7 protein-coding genes are annotated in these 7,202 nt (G+C 59.8%); all 7 read right to left on the bottom strand.

Annotation, left to right across the window (positions count from 1 at the left end):
* Nucleotides 1-6: 6 nt before the first annotated feature.
* Nucleotides 7-1,611, bottom strand: coding sequence for a D-aminoacylase (locus NZ746_10190; protein MCS6817732.1), 1,605 nt, complete (start codon nucleotides 1,609-1,611; stop codon nucleotides 7-9).
* On the bottom strand, nucleotides 1,608-2,663 hold the full coding sequence (locus NZ746_10195; GenBank protein MCS6817733.1) for a Gfo/Idh/MocA family oxidoreductase: 1,056 nt from the start codon (nucleotides 2,661-2,663) through the stop codon (nucleotides 1,608-1,610). The genes NZ746_10190 and NZ746_10195 overlap by 4 nt, the downstream gene beginning before the upstream one ends.
* Nucleotides 2,660-3,499: an amidohydrolase family protein gene (locus tag NZ746_10200; protein ID MCS6817734.1), complete on the bottom strand. Its 840-nt coding sequence runs from the start codon at nucleotides 3,497-3,499 to the stop codon at nucleotides 2,660-2,662. Before NZ746_10200 ends, NZ746_10195 begins: the two co-directional genes overlap by 4 nt.
* Complete coding sequence (locus NZ746_10205; GenBank protein MCS6817735.1) at nucleotides 3,496-4,713, bottom strand: hypothetical protein; 1,218 nt, start codon at nucleotides 4,711-4,713, stop codon at nucleotides 3,496-3,498. The genes NZ746_10200 and NZ746_10205 overlap by 4 nt, the downstream gene beginning before the upstream one ends.
* Complete coding sequence (locus NZ746_10210) at nucleotides 4,707-5,510, bottom strand: SDR family oxidoreductase (protein MCS6817736.1); 804 nt, start codon at nucleotides 5,508-5,510, stop codon at nucleotides 4,707-4,709. The genes NZ746_10205 and NZ746_10210 overlap by 7 nt, the downstream gene beginning before the upstream one ends.
* 29 nt (nucleotides 5,511-5,539) lie before the next feature.
* On the bottom strand, nucleotides 5,540-6,835 hold the full coding sequence (locus NZ746_10215; GenBank protein ID MCS6817737.1) for an aminotransferase class III-fold pyridoxal phosphate-dependent enzyme: 1,296 nt from the start codon (nucleotides 6,833-6,835) through the stop codon (nucleotides 5,540-5,542).
* Between the two features lie 3 nt (nucleotides 6,836-6,838).
* Nucleotides 6,839-7,202 (bottom strand): hypothetical protein (locus tag NZ746_10220; protein MCS6817738.1); only part of this gene is annotated, 364 nt, incomplete at its 5' end.

Here is a 7,202-nt window from a genome sequence, read left to right on the forward strand (position 1 = left end):
ACCTCGTCATGGGCGAAGGACCTCTCCGGGACACACCCCAGTGATCCCGGATGGATCTTTCACGATGCGACCGCGAACGAGCACATACTTGACGCCTTGCGCGAATTGGCGCGGATGCGCGTAATCGGCGCGATCGCCGATGGCGAGCGGATCGAAGAGGACGAGATCGGCGACTTTACCGACGGCGATCACCCCGCGATCGGAGAGACGGAGCCGAGACGCCGGAAGCGCCGTGATCTTCCGAATAGCCTCCTCAATAGGAAGAAGCTGACGATCGCGCACATAATGGCCGAGGAACCGCGCGAATGCTCCATACAGGCGAGGATGCGGTTGCTGCGCGGCCTCAAGCCCATCGCTTCCGATCATATGGAAGGGATAACGCATGATCCGGCACACGTCCGCTTCATTCCCATGATGGGAGATGATCGAGACGCAGAGGTCCTCTTCAAGGAGGAGCTGCACGATCGCTTCCCCCACAGAGCAGACACGAGTCCTCGCGATGTCCTGAAGCGAGCGTCCGATGAGCGCTTGATTTTTTGCAGTCGCGAGGTCATTGACAATCACGCTCGCCCAATCTCGGGGAGCGGCATCAAGCTCCGCGATGATACGATCGCGCAGAATTGGGTCTCCCAGTCGCGCGAGGATGGCTTCGGCGTCATCGGCTTGCGCCCATTCCGGCAGGAATTCTTGCAGATATGTCGAACCGGCCATATACGGATAGGAGTCCACGGTCACATCCACGCCGCGTTCGCGAGCCCGCTCGATCATCTCCAGGAGGTCTTCGGCTCTGCCCCAGTTCCCGCGTCCGGCCGTTTGCAGGTGAGAGATTTGAACGGGCACACCCGTCTCCTCAGCGAGGGTGAGAGTTTCGGCCAACGCGTCGAACAATCCCTCGAAATAGCTGCGCATGTGGATGGCGAAAAATCCCCCCTTTTCCCCGACAGCCTGAAGGAGCGCCCGCAGCTCATCATGCGTTGCCCACCGCATGGGGGGATAGGTGAGTCCCGTAGAGAGGCCGAAAGCGCCTTCCTCCATGGCCTGACGCACGAGGTCCGCCATTTCCGCGATCTCTCGTTCGGTGGCCGCCCGCTGTTCCAATCCCATCACGAAAGCCCTCACCGCCGCGTGAGGGACGAGGTAGGCGATGTTCACCGCCGTCCGATCGACAAAAAGATCGAGGTATTCCCGGACGCTGCGCCATCGCCATGGCACTTCCCAAAGGCCGAAGCTCCCAGCGTATATCCGCCTTAACTTCGCGAGCAATTCCTCGGTCACCGGAGCAAATCCGATACCACAATTCGAGAAGACGACGGTAGTCACGCCCTGCCAGAGGCGCGGCTCATCCACCGGATTCAACAAGAGGGAAATATCCGAATGCGTATGGATGTCGATGAAACCAGGGGCGACGATCAATCCGTTCGCCTCGATGCGCTCCCGCGCCGGTCGCTCCTTGAGCGCACCGAGAGCGACGATTCGCCCCTGGCGAATCCCGATATCGGCCACTTCCGCCGGACGCCCCGTGCCGTCGAGAACGCGGCCTCCGGTAATGAGGAGATCGAACATACGATCATCGGCGTTCTCCCAAATGGTCTCCCTTTTTACGGTCGTCATTTGTACTCCTCCTGAGCGATTTCCAGGATTGTATGGCGACGAATCGCCTCTTGCAGATCGAGCGTCAGGATCAGACTCCGGTATCCATCGCGAGCATCCGGCGATGGCGGACGATCCTCTCGGATCGCTGTGAGGAAAGCCTCCAGTTGCCTATCGAAGTTCAGCTCATAAGGGGGCAGGCGCTTTCGGATGACCCCTTCCGAGCGAACGAGCTGCGTGCGACCGGTCCGCAGATCGTGCCAAGCGATCCCCCGCGGGCCGAAGATCTCGATCTCTGGATATTTCACCTGAGGATATGGACCTCGATGCTCATCGGCTTGGGCAATAGGATGGAGCCATGCCATCTCCAACTTACAAATGGAGCCGTCCGCGAACTCGATGACCCCGATCCAATGGTTGTCTTCGGGAAGCTCGCTCTGCGTTCTCGCCGACACCCCACCCACGTGGATCGGCGGAGCGGAGATGAAGTAAAGCGCCATATCGGCAAAATGCGCTCCCCCAGCGACCAAAGGCGTACTTGTCGGAAGCGCATCTATGATTCGGCGATTGTGATCGGGATCAGTGACCATCCATGGCTCATTGAAGGCTCCGAGGCGAACCACCATGGGGGATCCGAGTGCGCCTTCGGCGATCCAGCGCTTGAGCATTTGGACACCGGCATTGAAGCGAAAGATGAATCCGACCTGGAATTTTCGTCCCGACGTCTCGGCGACCTCCACCACGCGGAGCCCCATCTCGCGCGAGATCGCGATGGGCTTTTCGCAGAGGACGTGTTTGCCGGCCCGAAGGCATGCGATTGCGATCTCCGGAGTGACCTCCGGAGGAGTCGCAATGATGACCGCTTCGATCGCAGGATCTTCGATCCACTCGCGATAATCGAGAGTCGCCCGTTCAACCCGGAACTCACGAGCGGCACGATCAAGCGCCACTCCGTCTACGTCCGCCAGCGCCAGAAGCGCGGCGTCCGGATTTCGTCGCAGGGCCGGCAGGTGAAACCCACGCGCCACAGCCCCGCAGCCGATCACACCGATGCCGATCTTTCCCTCCCTCATGAGAGTCCCAGCAGTCGCAGCGTATCGCGTTCGAGGATTTGAACGATTGCTTCTTCCGGTAGAGGAGGCAGCCCCCACCGCCGAGCAAAATCATTGACCCCTCGCACGCCTTCAAGGGCTTCTCCCGGCGTAGCGAAGGGATAATCCGAACCGAAAAGCAATTTCCCCATGACGCCATATTCCAGAGCGAGCATCAACCCGTTGTAGAATTGCCACGGACGATAATGCAAGGCCGAGATGTCGGCGTAGAGGTTCGGATGCTTCCGAATCAGGACGACCGTCTCCGCGATCCACGGATGTCCGAGATGCGCGATGATCATCACCAAGTCGGGATGGGCAAAAGCAACCTCTTCCAAAAGTAAGGGAGAAGCAAAGCGAAGAGGCGCGCGGCGAGCGAAGGTCGTCCCCTGATGGATGATGATCGGCAGACCACGCCGTTCGCAGTAGTCGTAAATCGAGCACATTCGCTCATCCATGGGGTGAACATTCTGGTAGACAGGGCCGAGCTTGACCCCTCGGAGCTTCAAATCCTCGACGGCTCGTTCCAGCTCGCCCATATAGTCCGACTCATGGGGATCCACGGAGGCGAACCCGATGAGCTTCTCCGGAAAGCGGCGGACGAATTCAGCGACAAAATCGTTCGGCACCAGCAGCCCCACGTGCTGCGCCCGCAAGCCGAAGACGATCGCGCGATCGACGGCGCGCAACGCCTCCGCATACGCCTCTTCGGTCACGTCCAATAAGATGGGAGAACCACGCGCGCGTTGGGATTCGCGCGCTAGCTCCTCCGACCAATGCTCGCGTCGCCAAACATGCGTGTGGACGTCAACGATCATCGTCCCTCCAATGACGTCAAAGCGCGTTGAATCCACTGAAGCCGATAAATGGGAAGCGTCCCGTAGTTGTAAAAACCCACGCTGGTGAACCCCAGGTTCGCCACGTATCGAATCGTCCTCTCGACCTCTTCCACCGCTCGGGTATAGGGATGGCCGAGATTCAAAGCCGCTCCCAAAGCACAGGGGAGCTGTAGGTCGGCAATGAAAGCGGCCTCGGCCATTCGCCGTTCCTCCTCCTCGAAATACAGAGCCACCACAAAGCGATCCACGATCGTTCCGACAGCGCGAAGGTCGAGGCCTTCCACCCATCCCAGGGCCGTGGGACGAGCGAAGACCGGCCCAGAGCAAGATAGCTCGACTCCCTTCCGACGAGTGAGCGCGGCCAGCTCAACAAGCAGCGACGTCACGCGTTCGTTGCGCCGCTTGAGATAAGTTTGAAGCTCCACGTGCGCGAGGAGAAAATCCAGGAGCGCCGCCACGTCATCGGCCGCCGTCGTCAGGCCGCGCTCGACCGATCCGTTCAGCCTCCGGTCGAGCGTTTGACGGACACTCTCCCGCAGGTGTTTCACGTCTAATCCGGCCTCTTTCCCCATCTGCTCGCAAGCCGAACAGAAGCAAAGCGCCAGCAGCGCCTGTTCGAAGATCCCAAGGCTCACGCTGTAGAATTCGTGATGATACCCATGGAGGAACCCGAGGTACCCGAAAGACTCCACTTCGAGACCATCGAGCGGATATTGTTCGAGCACGTCCTCGACCAAGACCAGCAGGAAAGCCCGCACGGCCTCATGACTAGGGCAGAGGGCATAGACATACGGGTCCCCATACGCATTTCGGCAGAGAAACTCTGGATGCCGCATCCCCAATCGGCTGTTATGCGTGCCGACGACCCAACCAATGAACCGCAGTCCATAGCGCGAGCACGCTCGCATGATTTCAGCGAGCACATCTTCGTCCCGAACCAGTTCGCTGACCACAGGTCGGATGGGCAGATCGCGAAATCGCGCTTCGGAGGGATGAAAGTAGATCACCCCGCCTTCCGGGAAGATGACCCGGCGATGCGGATGGCGTGGGGAGAGGAACTTCCCGCTGTGGTAACTCACGGCCACGCTCACAGCCGTGAGGCCGAGATCAGCAATCGTCGCCAGAGCGGTTTCGATCCCCTCTTCTTTCAAATCCCACGGATAAGCATAGATCAGGCGCTGTGGGATCACCATGCCGTCCACCCCCCATCCACGATGATGTTTTGCCCGGTGATATACTCCGAGGCGCGCGAGGCGAGGAAGACTACGACGCCCTTCAAATCGGTCGCTCCCCCCATACGTCCGAGGGGAGTGCGAGCAATGTAGTTGGGAACGAAGACCTGCTCATAATCGGGCAGCGTGCGCAGCCGCTCGTCGTAGAATCCTCCGGGCGTGATGCAGTTGACGCGAATCCCATAGGGGGCCAGATACGTCGCCAGCCACCGCGTCAACTGGATGACGCCAGCTTTCGCGGCCCCGTAGTTGCACGGATTGTTGATGCCCGTTCGCCCATAGATTCGATGATCGGGAGACACGACCCCGTAGATGCTCGCGATATTGATGATCGTCCCTCGCTCCGCTTCTTTCATCACCGCACTCACCGCTTGTGCGCAGAGGAAGGTGCTCGTCAAACCACCCCGCACAGCGGACTCGAACTCCTCGAGTGTCATCTCCTCGAACGATCGGTGGAGACCGCTATAGGCATTATTCACCAAGACGTCAATGCGACCGAAGCGGGCCATGACAGCGTCCCTCATAGCGCGCACGGATTCTGGAACGGTCACATCTACGGAGACGGCCATAGCCTCGGCAAACCGTTCAGAGAGTTCGTTCGCCTTTTGTCGGCAACGTTCCAGGTCTCGCGAAGCGACGACGACATGGGCTCCGGCTTCGGCCAACGCATCGCACATTTGCGAACCGAGCCGCCCGGCACCTCCCGTCACGATGGCCACGTGTCCTTTCAGATCGAATAATTCCCAAATCGTCGGCATCACCGTCCTCCTCCCCATGTCGAAAGCGTTCATGCCTGACGAAGAATCGGGCGAATCGGAGGCCCTTTCAGACGAGCCGCCACGTCTCCTTGACGCACAGCATCGGCGATCACCGCGAAGATTTCGGCGTACTGCTCGAGAGTCCATTCAATATCGGCCTCCGAATGTGCGAGGCTGAGCATGTGATAGCCGAATGCGAGAATACCGCGCACGAGTGCCTCTTGTTGAAACAGGGAACGAAGGGCCAGTTGCTCTTCTTCATCTCGGACGTGGAATCGCAAGGCCGTGAACGGGGGCATGCCGACGCATTCGATGAGATCAGCGAGCCGATGCTCCCCGAGCAGTGCATTGATTCCCTCCTTGAGGCGTGCCCCAAGCCGCCAGAGCGACGCGATACCATCTTCCCGTTCGAGTTTCTCCAAGGTGGCTCGAGAGGCGGCTAAGCTGACGGCTTCTCCGCCGTGCGTGGTGGAGAAGAAGACATCGGGCTCGGAGAGAAGATGCATGATGTCAGCGCGCCCGACTAAGGCCGCGAGGGGGAATCCATTCGCCATCGCCTTCCCGAAGCACGCCAAATCCGGCACAACACCGAAGTAGGCCTGCGCGCCTCCCAATCCAAAGCGAAACCCCGTGATGACCTCGTCGAAGATGAGGAGGGCACCATGGCGGTGACAGAGCGCCCGCACTTCTTCCAAATACCCCGGCGCAGGAGGATCGAAAGTCACCGGCTCCATGATCACAGCCGCGATCTCTCCCCGATGTTCGTTGAAGAGGCGATGCAGAGCGTCCAGGTCATTGTAGGGAAATCGAAACGTCAGGTGGCGCACGGCTTCAGGCACGCCCCGATTTCGGTCAGTGGTGCCGATGTACCAATCGTGCCACCCATGATACCCGCAGCAGAGAATCTTCTCGCGCCTCGTAAAGGCACGGGCGAGGCGCACGGCAGCCGTAGTGACATCAGATCCATTCTTGGCAAACCGCACCATCTCGGCGCAGGGAATCAAGCGAACGAGCCGCTCGGCGACTTCGACTTCGACCGGATGCGGAAGACTGAAGCTGATCCCCGCCTCCATCTGTGTGCGCGCGGCCTCCAACACGTCGGCGTCTCCGTGTCCCAGGATTACGGCTCCCAGGCCCATGATGTAATCGAGGTAGCGATAGCCATCAACGTCCCACACGAAGGCGCCCTGAGCCCGCGCTAAGAAATTCGGAGCGACGCCTTGAACGAAACTCCTCGGGCTCTTGCTGAACGTCTGCGCGCCTCCGGGAATCACGCGCTCGCTTCGAGCCAACCACGCCGCCGATTGTTCTCGCTTTCGATCCATCTCTCACCCTTCAGCGATGACCTCTGGATGCCACTCGACCCATTCCCGAAGGCCGCTTTGCTCTAGAACGAGTCGAGCGGCTTCCTCGTATTCCGGCGAAAGCGGGGCCTGCGGAGGAAAGGCCGGCCCTGTCTCCATACCGAAGAGCCTCAACCACAGCCGCGATGTCGGCCCTTCGCCAACTCCAATCCAACGCTGCTGCTCCGGGCGAATGAGGCGAATGAATGGATCGAAGCGAAGCTTCGCGTATAAGGCGTCGAACTCGTCATATCGTCGCTGGCTGAGCAATTCCCAGAACCGGAGGGAGAGGCGCGGAGCGACATTGGCGAAGAAATCAATGAACCCCCTCGCTCCGAGTCGAAACCCG

Source organism: Blastocatellia bacterium, assembly GCA_025055075.1.
GTDB lineage: Bacteria > Acidobacteriota > Blastocatellia > HR10 > HR10 > HR10.